The following is a 13,793-nucleotide window of genomic DNA, read 5'->3' as shown; positions in this document are numbered from 1 at the left end:
AGGAAACCTGATGCTGGAATCCCTGCTGGTCCCCACCGCCATCGTTGCCCTCGCCGAAATCGGCGACAAGACGCAACTGCTCGCGCTCATCCTCGCTGCCCGCTTTCGCAAGCCTTGGCCGATCATCGCCGGTATAATCGCCGCCACCTTGGCCAACCATGCCGCCGCAGGCGCCGTGGGTGCGTGGGTCGGCGGGTTCTTCAGCGACTCGGCGCTGCACTGGATCCTGGCCGCCAGCTTCACCGCCACTGCACTGTGGACGCTGGTGCCGGACAAGATGGATGACGATGAAAACCCCGCGCGCCGCTTCGGCCCTTTCCTGACCACACTGATTGCGTTCTTCCTGGCCGAGATCGGCGACAAGACCCAAGTGGCCACGGTGATGCTTGCAGCACAGTACCCACACCTGATCATGGTCATCATCGGCACCACCCTGGGCATGCTGATTGCCAACGTGCCGGTGGTACTGGCGGGTAACTTTGCGGCGGATAAACTGCCGTTGACGCTGATTCGTCGCCTGGCGGCTACCGCGTTCATCGTGCTGGCGGTCGTGGCCGTTTATTCGGCGATGAAAGCCAGTGGCTGGGTGGGGTAACACAAAGCTGGGGGCGCTTTGCGTTGCAAAAGGGCCGCAAAGCGGCCCCCATGGGAATGCTTACTTCTTGGCCGCCTGATACAACGGCATCACCTTCGGAATGGCTGCCTGCAACGAGGCGATACGGCTCTCGGACGCCGGGTGAGTGCTCATGAACTCAGGCGGCGCGCCTTCGGAAGCCTTGCTCATCTTGTTCCACAAGGTGATCGCGGCATTCGGGTCGTAACCGGCACGCGCCGACAGCTCCAGGCCGATCAGGTCCGCTTCGTTCTCGTTGGAACGGCTGTTGGGCAGGGTCATGGCGTAGTTCACCACGGTATCGGCCAAGGCCATGCTGCTCTGGCCCAGTCCGAAGAGGGCGCCCGCGCCCTGACGGGCCATTTCCACACCATAGGCCTTGGACATCGCTTCGCGGCTGTGCTCACGCAAGGCGTGGGCGATCTCGTGGCCGACCACCGCTGCAATCTCGGCATCGGTCAGCTTGAGCTGGTCGATCAGGCCGGTGTAAACGATGATCTTGCCGCCAGGCCCGCAGTTGGCATTGAGCTCATCGCTCTTGATCACGTTGACTTCCCACTTCCACTGGGCAGCATCCGGACGAAAGATCGGCGCCTGGGCGATCAGCCGGTCAGCGATGACCTGCACGCGCTTGGCGTCGGCGCTGGACTTGTCCAGCACGCCTTTGTTCGACGCCTCACCGAGGGTCTGCTGGTAGGACTGGGCGTACATCTGGTTGACCTCATCGGTCGAGAGCATGCTGAACATGTATTGCTTGCGCTCGACACCGACGGCCCCGCCGCTGGTCGTATTTACCGACTGGCAGCCTGCCAGCAGGATACCGGCGCTCAACAGACTGACAACAAATGACTTACGCATGAAAACACTCCCTTTTACATGCGGCGTATCCTAGGCCTAGTCGCCCAGGCCCGCCATAGCCGCAGGGAAGAATTTTACCGGCACTGCAGCCAGCGCATCAGGCCGGGGTCAGGCACTCTGGCGCATCGAGCTTCGGGTCATTGACGAAGTGTGCCAACGCCCGCTCACGCAACGTGGCCGGCGGGCTGGCCAGCAATTCATGCAACCGCGCCATCGGCGTATCAGGGTCCAGCCAGGCCGCTCGCCCCGCCTCATCCAGAATCAAAGGCCGGCGCTGGTTCATGGCCGCCTGGGTCACCACCGCGCAACTCAACCAGACTTGGTCCTGTACCGGATACGCCTCCCACACCGCTGCGAAATACAGCGAAGCCCCCTCCCCTGGCGTCAGCCAGTACGGGCGTTTGCGCACATTACCGCGCCACTCATAGAAGCCATTGGCCGGCATCAGGCAACGGCGCTGGCGAAACGCCTCGCGGAACATCGGTTGCTCGGCAAGGGTTTCGGCGCGGGCATGGGCAGGCGTACGGGAAAGGTCGGTGAGCCAGGCCGGGGTCAGCCCCCAGCGCGCCTTGGCCAGTTGCTGCTGGCCGTCGAGCTGGCGCTGAATCAGCACAGAAGCCCCCGGCGAGATATTCCATTGGGCCGGCTGGCCGGCCGGAAAGCCCGGCAGACTGGCAAGGGCCTGGGGCCAGCGAAACAGGGCGTAACGTCCACACATGAGCGAATTCTGAACCTAGCAGATCAAGGTACCGGGATAGCTCTCCGGTTCGTCGCCAACCAGTGGCTGGGCAGCATTGTACGCATCGATCAGCTGCCGTGCGTATTCGGCCTGCTCGTCGGGCACCGCCAGCGCCAGCAAGCCCTGCATCGGTAGCTCACCGGCAGCACCGACCAGGTCGCGCCCAATCAAATGTACCGAGACACCTTCACTGGCCAGCATGCCCATCAGCATTTCGGCCTCCAGCAAACTCTCCGGCTCGTAGATTCGCTGCATCAGGCATCGTCCTCGCGTCTGACCTCAAGCATCCATTCGTCACCGTGCACCTGCAAAATGAACACCACAGGCTGGCAACACACTTGGCAATCCTCGGTGTAGCGCTGGTCGCCACCGGAAATATCGACAGTGGTTTCCACACGTTCGCCACAATAAGGGCAATCATAGAAGTCGGTTTCCAGCATCGCGGCCTCCGCGGTGACTTATGCGTATAATTGCCGGTCTGATTACAGGGCCTGCGTGTGTTCGAGCCGTTTTTCGGACCCCGTCCCTACCTTATTACCCTAGCCGTTTCCAACAAGAGAGCATGATGGGCGAATTCGATGCCATCCGACCGTACGACGACGCTGAGGTCCCTGCCGTGCTGGCACGCCTGCTCAGCGACCCGGCATTCCTCGATATCCTCACCCACTTCCGCTTCCCGCGTGCGGCTGGCCCCCTCGGATGGCTGCTCAAGCCGCTAATCGCCCGTCGCCTGCGCAAGGAGTTCGCCGGCGTCACCTGCGTCTCGACCTTGCAGGACAAAGTCGAGTACTACGTCGATCAAACCATCGAACGCGCCACCGATGGCGTCACCTACTCGGGCGTCGAGCAGCTCAAGGCCGGCACCGCGTACCTGTTCCTGGCCAACCACCGCGACATCGTCATGGACCCGGCCTTCGTCAACTACGCCGTGTACCACGCCGGCCTGCCGACCCCACGCATCGCCATCGGTGACAACCTGCTGCAAAAGCCCTTCGTCAGCGACATGATGCGCCTGAACAAGAGCTTCATCGTGCACCGCTCGCTCAGCGGTCGTCGCGAAAAGCTGGCGGCTTACCAACTGCTTTCGGCCTACATCAACCACTCGATCCGCAACGATACTGCGTCGATCTGGATCGCCCAGGCCGAAGGCCGTGCCAAGGATGGTGACGACCGCACCGACTCGGCGATCCTCAAGATGTTCCACATGAGCCGCAAGGACGAACCGTTCGGCGCGGTCATCCAGAGCCTTAACCTGACGCCGGTGTCGATCAGCTACGAGTACGACCCCTGCGACCAGGCCAAAGCCCGTGAGCTGTACATCCGCGCCACCACTGGCACCTACAAGAAGGCGCCGGGCGAAGACGACAACAGCATCGCCAAAGGCATCACTGGCTACAAAGGTCGTGTGCACATCAACTTTGCAGCGCCGGTGACCGAATACTTCGAAGACACCAAGCAGTTGGCAGCCGAAATCGACCGGCAGATCCTCGGCGGCTACCGGCTGTTCCCGGTGCACTACCTGGCCTACGCAATGTGGGACGAAAAGGATGAGGCACTGCAGGTGCCGAGTGCCGAGAAGGTGTTCCCGGCCGAAGAGTTGGCGCGGGCCAAGGAAGAATGGCAGCAGCGGCTGGAGGCATGCCCCGGGGAGCAGCGGCCGTACCTGGTGTTGCAGTATGCGACGCCGGTGCGCAACCAGTATCAGGTCAGGCAGCAGGCACCGGTCGCCTGATCAACTCTGGGGCTGCTCTGCGGCCCCAGGTTTTCAGACCCAGGTACTGAACCAGGACAACAACAGCGCCAGGGCCAGGCACGAAAAACCGAGAATATAGAAGTAACGCGGCACCCTCAGGTCAAACGCATCCATCACCCCTTCATCCATTGCCAGGCTTTCACGCGTGACCGCCTCGCGGCGCCGTGCGCTGTGCAGCAGCAGGCCGCCTGGGCAGGTCATCAGCAATGCCAGCAGGTTGATCAGCTTGGTGGGATGGGCGGCCAGAAACCCCCAGAGCACTTGCAACGACATCACGCATCCTCGGTTTGAACGACAACGAAGGCCGGCATTCTACCCAAGTCCGCCCCAGGCGCCCGGCCTGGGCGACAAAGTGTCACTAAATTTCATCTGTCACATGCTCGTCATCAGAACAGGCCACCCTGTCGGCCTTTCCCCGATCCGGAGCTTGTTCATGCTGCACGCCGAAAACCAGGACCGCCTCTATCTCGTTGCCCAGAGCGACGAACAACAGGCGTTGATCGACGGTTTCGCCATCAATGTGCAAGACCGGCAGTGGCTGGTCTATTGCGCATTGGGAGGGCATGCTCATGAAGACTTGCCAGAGGTGGATGTTGCCACCGGTTTCAGCGTGCTGGATTTCCACATCCAGGCGGCCTGAAGCCCCCGCAGCCACCCACAAAAAACCCGCTGCCAGGCAGCGGGTTTTTTGTAAGGCAACTGAACGCTTACTCGGCCAGCACCTGCCCGATGGTCGGGTCTTTGAACAGGCGGGTCAGGGCGTCGCTCAGCACATCACTGACCAGCTTGGTGTTGGTTTCCTGGTTCGGCGCCATGCCGAAGCGCTGATCCAGCGAAGCGCCGTAACGGCCGCTGTAGCGGCGGTTGGCGTTGGCCACGTCGGCACGGAAAGTGGCGCCGATGGTGGCCTCGGTCACGTACAGGTTGTCCTTGGGCGACTGGTATTTCAGCTCGGCCAGGGTCACGGTCAGTTGCGGCGCATTGTTAGCGTTCGGCGTCGGGGTGAAACCGAGCAGGCGTACAGCGGCTTCGGCCTGGGCCTGCAGCTTGGGCAGCACATCATTGCCACTGACGCTGATGGTGCTGGTCTCGGGGTACATGCCACCGCGAGTGCCCAGGGACTGCGAAGCCCGACCATCAACCACCTTGACCACCACCGGCTGACCCTGGCCGACAGGTGCGAGCTGGGCGGTGAGCTTGGGTTGCGGGCTGAGTTGTTGCGGGCTGTGGGCACATCCGACCAGGCTGAGGCTGGCCACGGCGATCAAACCGAACAACAGACGTTGCAACATGCGCGTTTCTCCAGAAAATGCGGCTAAGGCGCACAGTATACCCAGCCTCGCACAGGCCAGTCATCGCCAAGGCTGCGCTGTCACAATCGTTTCATGCCCCTGCCGTTATCCTTGGCCCAGCCCTAACACAAAGGACTCACCGCCATGGCCTCGCTCTGGACCCTGCTCTTCCAACGCCCGCGCCACCGCCCCTATGCCCACCTTGACGCCGACGGCAAATGCCTGGCGTTCAAGCACTGTAGCCAGCCGCCAAGCGGCAGTGGCTGGGTGCAGGTCAGCGAAGTGCAGCTCGCCTGGCTGGGCCGCCAATTGCCCGCCAACGCTCGGGTTTGCGCGCGCGCAAACAACCGTTGGCATCAACGCAGCCTGCCGGCCTGACAAACGCTGCAATAAAAACCACGAATAACGACCTTTCTGCCCGCGACATCGCTATAATCTCCCCCCGATTATAAGGACGTCTCCTGATCGGGCCCCGCATTTGCCGCTTGACCCCGGCACCTTCACCGCTTCGCCCACAGAGAGCCTTCCACTCAGGTCTTGCATCGGCTGTCGTGCCTGCTTTTCCGGCCCTTCGCACTGCATGAACCTGTGGGTTGCCATCGCGCAGTCCCCTTTTGAGGTTCACGTCTCCAAAAGAGCGTGAAAAAACGGTTTTTCACAACTTCACGAGAGTGTGGCGAGCAAATGAACAGTCTGGCATGTGCAAAAGCAGCAGATGTGTCCCGAACAGCCCTGAACAGGCGGCAACTGCGCTCATCCCGGATGAGTATCTGAGGCCGCTCCATAACGCACGCACGACACCTTGACCATAAGTCGAATTGCCGCACCTGTGGCAAACGGGGTTCAATACCTGAACCCGAAGACTGATTGGCGGTGTCCGCGGAAGTTGCAAGAACTGCGAAAAGTCGGACATGGCGATCCTGGCAAACCCAGGTCCTATGCTGTCAATTAGGTAGCTGTAGATTGTGGAGACGCGTTAAATGGCGCAGAACGAATCGGTTGATGTAGTACTGGTAGGCGCGGGCATCATGAGTGCCACCCTGGCCGTACTGCTCAAGGAGCTCGACCCGACCCTGAAGCTTGAGGTCGTCGAGGCGATGGACTCCGGGGCCGCGGAAAGCTCCAACCCCTGGAACAACGCAGGTACCGGCCACGCTGGCCTGTGCGAGCTTAACTACACGCCCCAGGCCGCCGATGGCAGCATCGACATCAAGAAGGCCGTGCACATCAACACCCAGTTCGAGGTCTCGCGCCAGTTCTGGGCCTACCTGAGCAAGAAGAGCAACTTCGGCTCGGCGCGTGCTTTTATCAACCCTGTCCCGCACCTGAGCTACGTCGAAGGTGAAAAGGGTGTGTCCTTCCTCAAGAAGCGCTTCGAGCTGCTCAAGCAGCATCACGCCTTCACCGAGATGGAATACACCGAAGACAAGGCCGTGATGAAGGACTGGATGCCGCTGATGATGCCCGGCCGCCCGGCCGACCAGCACATCGCCGCCACCCGCGTGGCGAAAGGCACCGACGTCAACTTCGGCGCGCTGACCAACAAAATGCTCAAGCTGCTGGCCGACACCCCGGACACGCAGGTCAAGTACAGCAAGAAAGTCGTCGGCCTGCGCCGTAACGGCAGCGGCTGGACCGTGAGCATCAAGGACGTCAACAGCGGCGGCAGCCGTGAAGTCGATGCCCGCTTCGTGTTCCTCGGCGCCGGCGGCGCGGCCCTGCCGCTGCTGCAGCTTTCCGGCATCCCCGAGAGCAAAGGCTTCGGCGGCTTCCCGGTCAGCGGCCAGTGGTTGCGGTGCGACAACCCGGAAATCGTCAAACTGCACCAGGCCAAGGTCTACAGCCAGGCCGCAGTCGGCGCGCCACCGATGTCGGTGCCGCACCTGGATACCCGCGTGGTGGACGGCAAGACCTCGTTGCTGTTCGGCCCTTACGCCGGCTTTACCACCAAGTTCCTCAAGCATGGCTCGTTGATGGACCTGCCGCTGTCGGTACGCATGGGCAACATCGGCCCAATGCTGGCCGTAGCCCGCGACAACATGGACCTGACCAAGTACCTGGTCAGTGAAGTGATGCAGTCGATGGAGCAACGCCTGGAATCCCTGCGTCGCTTCTATCCGCAGGCTAAAGCCGAAGACTGGCGCCTGGAAGTGGCCGGCCAACGCGTGCAGATCATCAAGAAAGACCCGAAAAAAGGCGGCATTCTGCAGTTCGGTACCGAGCTGGTCTCGGCTCAGGACGGCAGCCTGGCGGCGCTGCTCGGCGCATCGCCGGGCGCTTCGGTCACCGTTTCGATCATGCTCGAACTGATCGAGCGCTGCTTCCCCGAGCAGGCCAAAGGTGCCTGGGCTGCCAAGCTCAAGGAGATCTTCCCGGCTCGCGAGAAGACCTTGGCAACCGATGCTGCGCTGTACCGCAAGATCAGTGCCGACAACGATGCGGCGCTGGAACTGGTAGAAGACAGCCCGGCCCAGCATTACGCCTGAGCTGGCTGAAACGAAAAAACGCCCCTCGGGGCGTTTTTTTGTGGCTGCGATACAGGCTACACATCAGCCCCGAGCTTTCTCGATGACCTCGATGTACTCCGGCGCACCGCGCTGGTCGGCGATTACCTCGACAAAGGTCTTGCCGTGCTCGTCCTTGCCATCCAGGTCCAGGCCAGCTTCGACGAAGAAGCGGACGAAACGCTCGAAGTCGTCAATACGCAGACCGCGGTAGGCCTTGATCAGCTTGTGCTGAGAAGGCGAAGTCACGCCATCGGCCGGCTCGAACTGAAGGTACGACTTGATGTAGTCGTCGCTGATTTCGTCACCGATTACCTGTTTCTTGTCTTTACGCATTGCCGACTCCAACTGGACCATCACGGAATTTCGAAGGCCGGCAGTTTACCCCCCGCAGGGCGCGCGCCTCAACGCGTACGTACGGTCCCGGTGTGCAGGTCGGCCCAGATATGGCCGTTGCCATAGGTCAGAAACTGCACGTAGAGCGTCTCGTTGCGCAAAAGGTCCATGATCACGCGGTAATCGCTGACCGGGTAATTGAGGCTCAAGGTGCGGTTTTTTTCGTCATAGACCGGTTTTTTCAAGCTTTTGCCGGGCTCGCCATCGAAGGTCAGCAGCACCTGGGCAAGGGTGGCGCCCTTGCTCAGCGGCTTGCCCTTGAGGCGCATCTGCAACGAGGCGGTGATCGGGATCGGCTGCTGGTCGGACTGGCGCTGGGCACCTACTACGACCGAATAATCGGTCACCTGCAGCAGTTGCTGTCCAGTCGGCGCTTCCTGGCGCAACGACAGGTCATCGGGCGGCAGAAACTGGCTGTGCAGCGGTGCTGCACCGATCGGCAGGCTGACCGCCAACAGGAGGGGAACAATCGCACGCATGTGAGGCTCCTTGGCATGAACAGGCACTCTAGCATGCTGTGTTCAGCCTGTACCGGAGCCGCCGCTCAATCGAACTGCGCGCGCATCCAGGCCTGGTACTCGGCCACGCCCGCTTGGCCTTCGCGTGGCGCCCAGTGCGCATGCTCGCCCTCGCCCACCGGCCGGTACGGCCCGGCCTTGCACTCGAACAAGATGCTGTCTGGCTCCAGCACCACCAACCCATGGTAGGTACCCGGTGCCAGGTCCACGCCCAGGCAGTCACCGCCAGCCTGCAGCACACGCTTGTCGATGAGCGCGCCCTGCTCATCGAAAATCAGCAGGCCCAGGCGCCCCTTGAGCACGATCAGTGCTTCGGCCTTGTCGTCATTCAGATGCCGATGCGGCGGGATGTACGTGCTCGGCTGCAACCCGACCGCCATGCGGTGGCAGGGCTCTTCCATCTCGTGGAAATTGTGGTGCTGCCGCCCGCGAGGGTTGGCGGCAGCCTTTTGCGCCAGCCCAGCGAACAGCGATTGGTCGATGAACGCGGGCTGGCGCATGGTCACAGCCCCTTGACGGCGAAGATGCCGTTGGCGTTGCGCCAGTAGCCTTTGTAATCCATGCCATAGCCGAAGATGTAGCGATCGACGCACGGCAGGCCGACGTAGTTGGCCTTGAGGTCCGGGCTGGCCTTGCGGTCATGGTCCTTGTCGATCAGCACCGCGGTGTGCACCGAGCGAGCGCCGGCATGCTTGCAGAACTCGATGATGGCGCTGAGGGTGTGGCCTTCGTCGAGGATGTCGTCGACGATCAGCACGTCACGGTCGATGAACGAGACTTCAGGCTTGGCCTTCCAGAACAGCTCACCGCCGCTGGTCTGGTTGCGGTAGCGGGTGGCGTGCAGGTACGACGCTTCCAGCGGGAACTGCAGGTGAGTCAGCAGCTTGCCGGTGAAAATCAGGCCGCCATTCATCACGCAGAAGACCACCGGGTTCTTGTCGTGCAGGTCTTTGCAGATCTGCTCGCCGACCTTGGCGATGGCCGCTTCGACTTCGGCTTCGTTGTACAGACAGTCAGCTTCGCGCATGACTTGACGGATGTGCTCGAGATCGGCGGACATTGCGCTCTCCGGGGGTATTTTGGAAAAGCGGGCAAAGGTACGCATCCGCTCGTCACAGATCAAGCATTTATGGACTAACGTCCAAAAGGACTACACGACAGCACAGGTTGAATAGATTAATCTAGCGCGGTTTTTTTGCCCGCCTTTCGGAGCCCCCCTATGCCCACTCGTGAGATCCGCCATCCGCTGATCCGCCACAAGCTCGGCCTCATGCGCCGTGCCGACATCAGCACCAAGAATTTTCGCGAACTCGCCCAGGAAGTCGGCGCGCTCCTGACCTATGAAGCTACTCAAGACCTGCCGTTGGAAACCTACGAGATCGACGGCTGGTGCGGCAAGGTGCAGGTCGAAAAAATCGCCGGCAAGAAGATTACCGTGGTGCCGATCCTGCGCGCCGGTATCGGCATGCTCGACGGCGTGCTCAGCCTGATTCCGGGTGCCAAGGTCAGTGCCGTTGGCGTCGCGCGCAACGAGGAAACCCTCGAAGCCCACACCTACCTGGAAAAGCTCGCACCGGATATCAACCAGCGCCTGGCCTTGATCATCGACCCGATGCTGGCCACCGGCGCCTCGATGGTCGCCACCATCGACCTGCTGAAAAAGGCTGGCTGCAAGGAAATCCGCGCCATGGTCCTGGTTGCAGCACCGGAAGGTATCGACGTGGTGGAAAAAGCCCACCCCGACGTACAGATCTACACCGCCTCGATCGACCAGCGCCTCAACGAGCACGGCTACATCGTGCCGGGCCTGGGTGATGCCGGCGACAAGATCTTCGGCACCAAGCAAAAGGACGCCTGACCATGCAGGACGGCTTCAACGACCCGCTCTGGCGCCAGGTCGTTTCGGGCGCGCAGATGCTCTTCGTGGCATTTGGCGCGCTGGTGCTGATGCCACTGATCACCGGCCTCGACCCGAACGTCGCGCTGTTCACTGCTGGCATCGGCACGCTGCTGTTCCAACTGGTCACCGGCCGTCAGGTACCGGTGTTCCTGGCGTCGAGCTTTGCCTTCATCACCCCGATCATCCTTGCCAAGGGCCAGTTCGGCCTGGCCGAGACCATGGGCGGCGTGATGGCCGCAGGCTTCGTCTACACCTTCATGGGGCTGATGGTCAAAATCAAAGGCACCGGTTTCATCGACCGCATGCTGCCGCCCGTGGTGATTGGCCCGGTGATCATCTCGATCGGCCTGGCCATGGCGCCGATCGCCGCCAACATGGCCATGGGCAAGGGCGGTGATGGTGCTGCGCTGATGCCTTACCAGACCGCCATGCTGATCTCGATGCCGGCGCTGCTGACCACCTTGATCGTCGCGGTGTTCGGCAAGGGCATCTTCCGCCTGGTACCGATCATCTCCGGCGTGCTGGTGGGCTTTGCCCTGGCGTTCGCCTTCGGTGTGGTCGACACCGCCAAGATTGCCGCCGCGCCTTGGCTGGAGATCCCCAACTTCACCGCGCCGGCGTTCAACTGGCAGGCCATCCTGTTCATCGTGCCGGTGGCGTTGGCGCCGGCGATCGAACACATCGGCGGGGTGATCGCTGTGGGCAGCGTGACCGGCCGCGACTACCTGAAAAAGCCCGGCCTGCATCGCACCTTGCTGGGTGATGGCCTGGCGACCACGGCTGCCGGCCTGTTCGGTGGCCCGCCCAACACCACCTACGCCGAAGTGACCGGCGCGGTGATGCTGACCAAGAACTACAACCCGAAGATCATGACCTGGGCGGCTATTTTTGCCATCACCCTGGCCTTCATCGGCAAGTTCGGCGCGCTGCTGCAGAGCATTCCGGTACCGGTCATGGGCGGCATTCTGTGCCTGCTGTTCGGTTCGATCGCGGCGGTGGGCATGAACACCATGATTCGCCACAAGATCGACCTGGCCGAAGCGCGCAACCTGGTGATCGTTTCGGTGACCCTGGTGTTCGGCATTGGCGGGGTCTTGATCGGCAGCGGTGACGGCCCGGACGACTGGGGCCTCAAGGGTATTTCCCTGTGCGCCGTAGTGGCCATTGCCCTGAACCTCATTCTGCCGGGCAATGACGGCTGGAAGAACAAGAAGCTGGATGTGTAAGAGCGGCCTTGCCAGACCGCTCGCAAAGGGCCGCAATGCGGCCCTTTGCATTCAAGCCTTTTCGCACATCCCCGCCAACACCCGCACCCACTCCGGGTGATCATTCAGGCACGGCACCAGCACCAACTCCTCGCCCCCCGCCTCGATGAACTGCTCCTTGCCGCGGTCGCCAATCTCTTCCAGCGTCTCGATGCAATCGGCAACGAACGCGGGGCACATCACCAGCAGCTTCTTCACCCCCGCAGCAGCCAGCTCATCCAAGCGATTCTCGGTGTAGGGTTCGATCCACTTGTCCCGCCCCAGCCGCGACTGGAACGACACCGACCACTTGCCGTGCGGGATACCCATTTTCTGCGCAAACGCCTTGGCCGTGGCCTGACATTGCCCTCGATAGCACACTGCGCGCTCCTCGGCACTGGCGTCCTTGCAACAATCGGCCGCTCGGAAATCATGCTTGCCGGTGGGGTCCAGCTTCTTCAGGTGCCGTTCCGGCAGCCCATGGAAACTCAGCAGAAGGTGATCGTAATCCTGCTCCAGATAGGGCCTGGCACTGGCCACCAGCGCGTCGATGTAGTCGGGATGATCGTAGAACGGCTGCAGCACACGCATCTGCAGCGGCAGCTGGCGTTCGCTGATGGTCTGCTTCGCCTGCTCGACCACCGTGGTAACCGTACTGTCGGCAAACTGTGGATAAAGCGGTGCCAGGGTGACCGTGCGCACGCCTTGGGCGGCCAGGCGCTCGAGCACCTCGGGCAATGCCGGCTGGCCATAGCGCATGGCCATCTCCACCGGGCCATGGGGCCAGTGCTCGACCATCGCGGCTTGCAGACGGCGGGTCAGCACCACCAGTGGCGAACCGTCCTCCCACCAAATGGAGGCGTAGGCGTGCGCCGACTGTTCCGGGCGCTTGATCAATATCAGTGACACCAGTAAGCGCCGCACCGGCCAGGGCAGGTCGATCACGTACGGGTCCATCAGGAACTGGTTGAGGTAACGGCGCACATCGGCCACCGAAGTGGAGGCCGGGGAACCCAGGTTGACCAGCAGCAGGGCGTGATCAGTCATGCAGCGTCCTATGTCAGAGGCGGCTGGACAAGTCGTCCAGGGCCGATTGCAGATCATTGAAACGGAAGGTGAACCCTGCCGCCAGCAAGCGCACCGGGCGCGCCCGCTGGCCACCGAGCAACAGCGTCGACAGCTCGCCAAGGCCGGCCTTGAGCAACAGCGCAGGCACGGGCAGCACGGCCGGCCGGTGCATGGCCCGGCCCAGGCGCTTGGCGAACTCGCGGTTGCGCACAGGCTCTGGGGCGCAGGCATTATAAGGACCGCTGGCGTCCTTGTGCTGCAAGAGAAAATCAATCAGGGCGACCTGGTCGTCTATATGGACCCACGGCATCCACTGCCGGCCATCGCCCAACGGCCCGCCCAGCCCCAGTTTGAAGGGCAGGCGCAGGCGCGACAAAAAGCCGCCATCGCTGGCCAGCACCAGCCCCGTTCGCACCAGCACCACCCGGATGCCTTGTGCCTGCGAACGCTGGGCGGTTTCTTCCCAGGCGATGCACAACTGGCTGGCAAAATCTTCGCGTACCGGCTGCGATACCTCGGTCAGTTCGCGCTCACCGCCATCCCCGTACCAGCCCACCGCAGACCCGGAGATCAGCACCTCCGGGCGCTGCTCACGGCTGCCCAGCCAAGCCAGCAACTGCTCGGTCAGGGTGACCCGGCTGGCCCACAGCAGGTTACGCCGGGCGCCGGTCCAAGGCCGATCGGCAATCGGCGCGCCGGCCAAGTTGATGACCGCATCCAACTGATCATCCGCCTGCAGTTCTTCAAGCCGGGCGATGCCGCGCACCTGGCTACCGCACAGTTTGGGTACCTGATCAGGCCGGCGGCTCCAAACCGTAAGGCGATGGCCCTGGCCGAGCCAGAGCTGGCACAGGTGCCGGCCTATCAAACCGGTGCCGCCTGTCAGCAATATATGCATGGCTGTGTCC

The 13,793-nt window shown here is 62.2% G+C and carries 19 protein-coding genes; 7 read left to right on the top strand and 12 right to left on the bottom strand.

Annotated elements, in window-relative coordinates; translation table 11 throughout:
* Positions 1–13: 13 nt before the first annotated feature.
* A complete protein-coding gene (locus tag LJX93_RS03855) occupies positions 14–595 on the top strand; it encodes a TMEM165/GDT1 family protein (RefSeq protein ID WP_177326489.1) in 582 nt (193 codons plus the stop codon).
* A gap of 60 nt (positions 596–655) precedes the next feature.
* On the opposite strand, the gene LJX93_RS03850 is transcribed toward LJX93_RS03855, so the two are convergent.
* The 4 genes from LJX93_RS03850 to LJX93_RS03835 form a co-directional block, all read right to left on the bottom strand.
* Positions 656–1,471: a M48 family metallopeptidase gene (locus LJX93_RS03850; protein ID WP_033701292.1), complete on the bottom strand. Its 816-nt coding sequence runs from the start codon at positions 1,469–1,471 to the stop codon at positions 656–658.
* A 97-nt stretch (positions 1,472–1,568) separates the two neighbouring features.
* Positions 1,569–2,189: an SOS response-associated peptidase gene (locus LJX93_RS03845; protein WP_033701293.1), complete on the bottom strand. Its 621-nt coding sequence runs from the start codon at positions 2,187–2,189 to the stop codon at positions 1,569–1,571.
* A gap of 15 nt (positions 2,190–2,204) precedes the next feature.
* On the bottom strand, positions 2,205–2,465 hold the full coding sequence (locus LJX93_RS03840) for a putative signal transducing protein (RefSeq protein ID WP_033701294.1): 261 nt from the start codon (positions 2,463–2,465) through the stop codon (positions 2,205–2,207).
* Complete coding sequence (locus tag LJX93_RS03835; protein WP_033701296.1) at positions 2,465–2,650, bottom strand: CPXCG motif-containing cysteine-rich protein; 186 nt, start codon at positions 2,648–2,650, stop codon at positions 2,465–2,467. Before LJX93_RS03835 ends, LJX93_RS03840 begins: the two co-directional genes overlap by 1 nt.
* Positions 2,651–2,772: 122 nt before the next feature.
* On the opposite strand from LJX93_RS03835, the gene LJX93_RS03830 reads away from it, so the two are divergent.
* Positions 2,773–3,942, top strand: coding sequence for a 1-acyl-sn-glycerol-3-phosphate acyltransferase (locus LJX93_RS03830; protein ID WP_227696763.1), 1,170 nt, complete (start codon positions 2,773–2,775; stop codon positions 3,940–3,942).
* A 33-nt stretch (positions 3,943–3,975) separates the two neighbouring features.
* Here the strand turns inward: LJX93_RS03830 and LJX93_RS03825 are convergent, their stop codons facing one another.
* Positions 3,976–4,236, bottom strand: coding sequence for a hypothetical protein (locus LJX93_RS03825; protein ID WP_033701298.1), 261 nt, complete (start codon positions 4,234–4,236; stop codon positions 3,976–3,978).
* Positions 4,237–4,396: 160 nt separating this feature from the next.
* On the opposite strand from LJX93_RS03825, the gene LJX93_RS03820 reads away from it, so the two are divergent.
* Complete coding sequence (locus LJX93_RS03820; protein WP_033701299.1) at positions 4,397–4,603, top strand: hypothetical protein; 207 nt, start codon at positions 4,397–4,399, stop codon at positions 4,601–4,603.
* 67 nt (positions 4,604–4,670) lie between these two features.
* On the opposite strand, the gene LJX93_RS03815 is transcribed toward LJX93_RS03820, so the two are convergent.
* Positions 4,671–5,255, bottom strand: a complete 585-nt coding sequence (locus tag LJX93_RS03815) for a YajG family lipoprotein (protein WP_033701300.1) — start codon at positions 5,253–5,255, stop codon at positions 4,671–4,673.
* Positions 5,256–5,399: 144 nt separating this feature from the next.
* On the opposite strand from LJX93_RS03815, the gene LJX93_RS03810 reads away from it, so the two are divergent.
* Together LJX93_RS03810 and mqo are read left to right on the top strand one after the other, a co-directional pair.
* Positions 5,400–5,633 carry a hypothetical protein gene (locus tag LJX93_RS03810; protein ID WP_047582752.1) on the top strand — a complete coding sequence of 78 codons (234 nt, stop codon included), beginning with the start codon at positions 5,400–5,402 and terminating at the stop codon, positions 5,631–5,633.
* 602 nt (positions 5,634–6,235) lie between these two features.
* A complete protein-coding gene (gene mqo, locus LJX93_RS03805) occupies positions 6,236–7,741 on the top strand; it encodes a malate dehydrogenase (quinone) (protein ID WP_033701303.1) in 1,506 nt (501 codons plus the stop codon).
* 63 nt (positions 7,742–7,804) lie between these two features.
* Here mqo and LJX93_RS03800 read toward each other — a convergent pair whose 3' ends face one another.
* The 4 genes from LJX93_RS03800 to LJX93_RS03785 all read right to left on the bottom strand — a co-directional run bounded on the left by LJX93_RS03800 (position 7,805) and on the right by LJX93_RS03785 (position 9,733).
* The gene (locus tag LJX93_RS03800; protein ID WP_033701304.1) at positions 7,805–8,095 is read right to left on the bottom strand and encodes a PA4642 family protein; all 291 of its coding nucleotides are present in this window, start codon (positions 8,093–8,095) and stop codon (positions 7,805–7,807) included.
* A gap of 68 nt (positions 8,096–8,163) precedes the next feature.
* On the bottom strand, positions 8,164–8,634 hold the full coding sequence (locus LJX93_RS03795; RefSeq protein ID WP_156310532.1) for a hypothetical protein: 471 nt from the start codon (positions 8,632–8,634) through the stop codon (positions 8,164–8,166).
* Between the two features lie 65 nt (positions 8,635–8,699).
* Positions 8,700–9,173, bottom strand: coding sequence for a WbuC family cupin fold metalloprotein (locus tag LJX93_RS03790; RefSeq protein ID WP_033701307.1), 474 nt, complete (start codon positions 9,171–9,173; stop codon positions 8,700–8,702).
* A 2-nt stretch (positions 9,174–9,175) separates the two neighbouring features.
* Positions 9,176–9,733 carry a hypoxanthine-guanine phosphoribosyltransferase gene (locus LJX93_RS03785; RefSeq protein WP_033701308.1) on the bottom strand — a complete coding sequence of 186 codons (558 nt, stop codon included), beginning with the start codon at positions 9,731–9,733 and terminating at the stop codon, positions 9,176–9,178.
* A gap of 159 nt (positions 9,734–9,892) precedes the next feature.
* On the opposite strand from LJX93_RS03785, the gene upp reads away from it, so the two are divergent.
* Complete coding sequence (gene upp / locus LJX93_RS03780; RefSeq protein ID WP_033701309.1) at positions 9,893–10,531, top strand: uracil phosphoribosyltransferase; 639 nt, start codon at positions 9,893–9,895, stop codon at positions 10,529–10,531.
* Positions 10,532–10,533: 2 nt separating this feature from the next.
* On the top strand, positions 10,534–11,799 hold the full coding sequence (locus LJX93_RS03775; protein ID WP_033701311.1) for a uracil-xanthine permease family protein: 1,266 nt from the start codon (positions 10,534–10,536) through the stop codon (positions 11,797–11,799).
* A 51-nt stretch (positions 11,800–11,850) separates the two neighbouring features.
* Here LJX93_RS03775 and hemH read toward each other — a convergent pair whose 3' ends face one another.
* Complete coding sequence (hemH, locus tag LJX93_RS03770; protein WP_047582759.1) at positions 11,851–12,864, bottom strand: ferrochelatase; 1,014 nt, start codon at positions 12,862–12,864, stop codon at positions 11,851–11,853.
* 13 nt (positions 12,865–12,877) lie between these two features.
* On the bottom strand, positions 12,878–13,783 hold the full coding sequence (locus tag LJX93_RS03765; protein WP_033701313.1) for a TIGR01777 family oxidoreductase: 906 nt from the start codon (positions 13,781–13,783) through the stop codon (positions 12,878–12,880).
* Positions 13,784–13,793 lie beyond the last annotated feature (10 nt).

The organism is Pseudomonas sp. HN2-3 (assembly GCF_020691745.1).
GTDB classification, from domain to species: Bacteria; Pseudomonadota; Gammaproteobacteria; order Pseudomonadales; family Pseudomonadaceae; genus Aquipseudomonas; species Aquipseudomonas capeferrum.
Note: the sequence above shows the minus strand (reverse complement) of the source record. Positions and strands in the feature narration are given on the sequence as shown.